Consider the following 2,918-nt stretch of genomic DNA (forward strand, 5'->3'; position numbering starts at 1 on the left):
CTTAAACATATACCCTTTTCATCGTCGTCTAATCTGGTCAGCGCCTTGCTTGATTCCTACCGATATGTTTTACAAACAGAGGCTTCAGCACAGTCCTCAAGGTCTCTCAGAGAGTAATTGATAATCTTAGACTATGCCTGATAGCTCTCTGTTTGTATTTGCATGCTAATTTCTGACTTATTCAAAAATCAGCCGTATTAATCTTATTTTTTTGCCTATTTGTATCAACCTTAAAAAAAGAGAATGGAAATAGGTCATTTCAAATTGAATTGCAACGCATTGTTAGCTACCATTTTCGCCTTCACGCCTGCTAGCAAGCGCATTTCTTTGGGTCTCTTCATCTATAAGTGCGCGAATTCTGGAGAATAATGGGTCTGCGTCCGTGTATTTTTTCCCATAAGACAGATTAAATTCATAGTCGAAATCTGGTGGATTGGCACCTTGATTGTGTTGGATTAGAGTTTCGATTTTGTCTAAAGCCTTAACTGCCCGTGCCTCAGGAGTGGAGGCGTTTTCATACTCCTCCCAGAGCAAAAGAAATTCCTCACGAATTCGTGTGTTAAGCGGTTGCATCAGTAGTAGCAAGTCTTCTCGTTCTTGTGCCGATTTATCAATACCTGACACCTGATTCACCGCCGGAATGTCCCCGCTAATGGCCTCACCTAAATCATGGAGAATGCAAATCTTTAGGACTTTTGCAAAATCTAAATGCTGGAAATGATCTTCAAAAACCATAGCGAGTAGACAAAGACGCCACGTATGTTCAGCCGTACTTTCTTTCCGTCCATCGGATGTAATAGAGCTTCTCAGAACACTCTTGAGTTTTTCCGCTCCCTGGATAAATGCAAGGCGACGTTGAATTTCAACTGGTTCCATTTCTAATAATCCCACTGGTTTGATTTTGGTAGCTAACTCATTATTGAGGGGAAAGTTTCTACCTAATCATCCAAGGCTCCCTACCATGGAATAGTTGTAACCGCCGGATCCACAGATTTTCAATAACTTCAGCGATCTGAGTTAAACCTCAGTATCAGGGCATGCCGAAAAGTTAAGGCTTTTGGTGAGTGCTACTCCACCACCAACCGATGCCCCTGCCAATCCCATAAAGAGTACCTTCATTCAGGGGTTTGAGTTTAACCGAGCAGGAGCGACAAGATTTGCTGGCATTTCTGAATACGTTGACCGATGAAACTTTTATTCAGAATCCGGCCTTCGGCGCTCCCCACGACGATTAACTGTTAAGCAGGATAAGAAATCTTACTCGACCGTATGACCTTTTGCAGCAATCGCTTCCCGCACAGCATTTTCAGAGGCGCTGGTTTCGGCAGATACCTCCTTCGTCTCAACATTGATGTTGACCTTTGCACCGGGGTCCAGCTCGGTGATGGCTTTGGTAATCGTGTCAGCGCAACCATCACAAACGATGGAAGAAACCTTGAGTTGCATAGCCATAGGGATAGGGTGTCCTTTTCGAAACAGTGGCACCTTTAATGTAGATCGTTTGTACACAGACCAGAGTAGAAACCTGGGTACAGATTGTAACAATCCCATTGAGTGGTGCGAGTCACCTTGACGGGCTTCTCTTTACAGCAGCTAACTATACAACTTGAAACTTTTGCCAGCGGCGATCGCATGTGACCTCTGGCGGGGTTAGGCCAACGCCTCATTCAGGATTACCTAACTGATAAAAGCCATTTTTGCCAGTATCCCGAATGGCCTTAAGCGCTTCCCTGTGTATCGCCGCTGACAAGAGCACACAGCCTGGTACGTACAGCAAATTGCAGTTCTTATATTTCTTGAGCCATTGAGCAATACTGGCTCGATCACTAACACCCTTAGGCGGCATCTTGGCTTTAGCCGTCAGCCCAGCAACCCCCTTCTCCAATAAGCCAGGGAAAGCCATACCCCTTTCAACTGACTCCTTCAGCACTGACTCCAAAGCAGCATGAGAGTCCCACAACTTCCCATCATGGATAACCCAGCTATGAAAGGTATACAGATTGTCGTAGCTACCCATAATGCTATCCCATGCGAACGCCTGCCCAGCCATTGCCTTAGCATCATCACCTAAGCACTGAGCACCCCGATAAGCACGGTACAGGCAGTCATAGCCCATATACTCGCTGACGTGGATAAACTCATCGTCCAAGTTTGAGATCGCGACTGGCTTGGTGTGATTTGTCCGTGGTGCAGTCTTTCCAAACCCTTTGGCCATCTTTTAGCCCTCATCTACTAACGCATTATTCAAAATCGCTACGACCTGAACCAGCAGCTCATGATCTAGGCGCTCAAACAGTTTCCCGGCTACCTCTTCAGCACCAACCCCCTCAGTCCAGGAAACCGTAATTCGCTTTGTCCCACTCAGGCGCTCTCTTACGAACTCAGTGGCCTTCCGCTTATACTGTGGCCGCTCAAGCAGGTTCATAGGGGCTGGATTCTCCTCAACCCATTTCTCTAACTCAGCCCCGATCTTGTCTGCCTGCTCTTTAACCTCTAACTGCTTGGGTGTTGGCTTATGCTGGTTTACCCTAGGGCCTAACTTCACCGCCTCATTCTGACCCAGCAAATCAGAGTGATACAACTCCCTGGCAATCTGGGGGGCACGAGCGATCGCACGGGCACGCTTTTGGCGCTTCTCCTCTGCTTCGTTAAGTGGTTTCGGGACATCATGTCCCGAAACCAAATCCTTTTCTGTGTACTGGTTTCCGTTGAAATTCCCCTCTCTAGCATCTTCAGGTGTTAGAGCTTCAATAACCTCTCTGCGCATGTTCTCGAACTCTTCCATCTTTTGCCTGAGTTGATGGCGGAATGGAGCTTTGATTGCGTGTGCAAGCACTTCTTTGGAGACGCCTGCGCCATTCGGGTATGGATTCGTTAGGTATTCTTCTAATGTCGATGCCGACTCTCGCCAAGTTCCC

4 protein-coding genes are annotated in these 2,918 nt (G+C 46.9%); all 4 read right to left on the minus strand.

The features are described from left to right. Positions 1 to 282: 282 nt before the first annotated feature. The gene (locus DXZ20_RS11245) at positions 283 to 876 is read right to left on the minus strand and encodes an HD domain-containing protein (protein ID WP_163698227.1); all 594 of its coding nucleotides are present in this window, start codon (positions 874 to 876) and stop codon (positions 283 to 285) included. 381 nt (positions 877 to 1,257) lie between these two features. Continuing rightward, positions 1,258 to 1,452: a heavy-metal-associated domain-containing protein gene (locus tag DXZ20_RS11255; protein WP_163698229.1), complete on the minus strand. Its 195-nt coding sequence runs from the start codon at positions 1,450 to 1,452 to the stop codon at positions 1,258 to 1,260. Between the two features lie 211 nt (positions 1,453 to 1,663). Then, complete coding sequence (locus DXZ20_RS11260) at positions 1,664 to 2,215, minus strand: hypothetical protein (RefSeq protein WP_163698231.1); 552 nt, start codon at positions 2,213 to 2,215, stop codon at positions 1,664 to 1,666. 3 nt (positions 2,216 to 2,218) lie between these two features. Next, a partial coding sequence (locus DXZ20_RS11265) for a hypothetical protein (protein WP_250565721.1) occupies positions 2,219 to 2,918 on the minus strand: 700 nt, incomplete at its 5' end.

Source organism: Adonisia turfae CCMR0081, assembly GCF_011009555.1.
Classification (GTDB): Bacteria; Cyanobacteriota; Cyanobacteriia; order Phormidesmidales; family Phormidesmidaceae; genus Leptothoe; species Leptothoe turfae.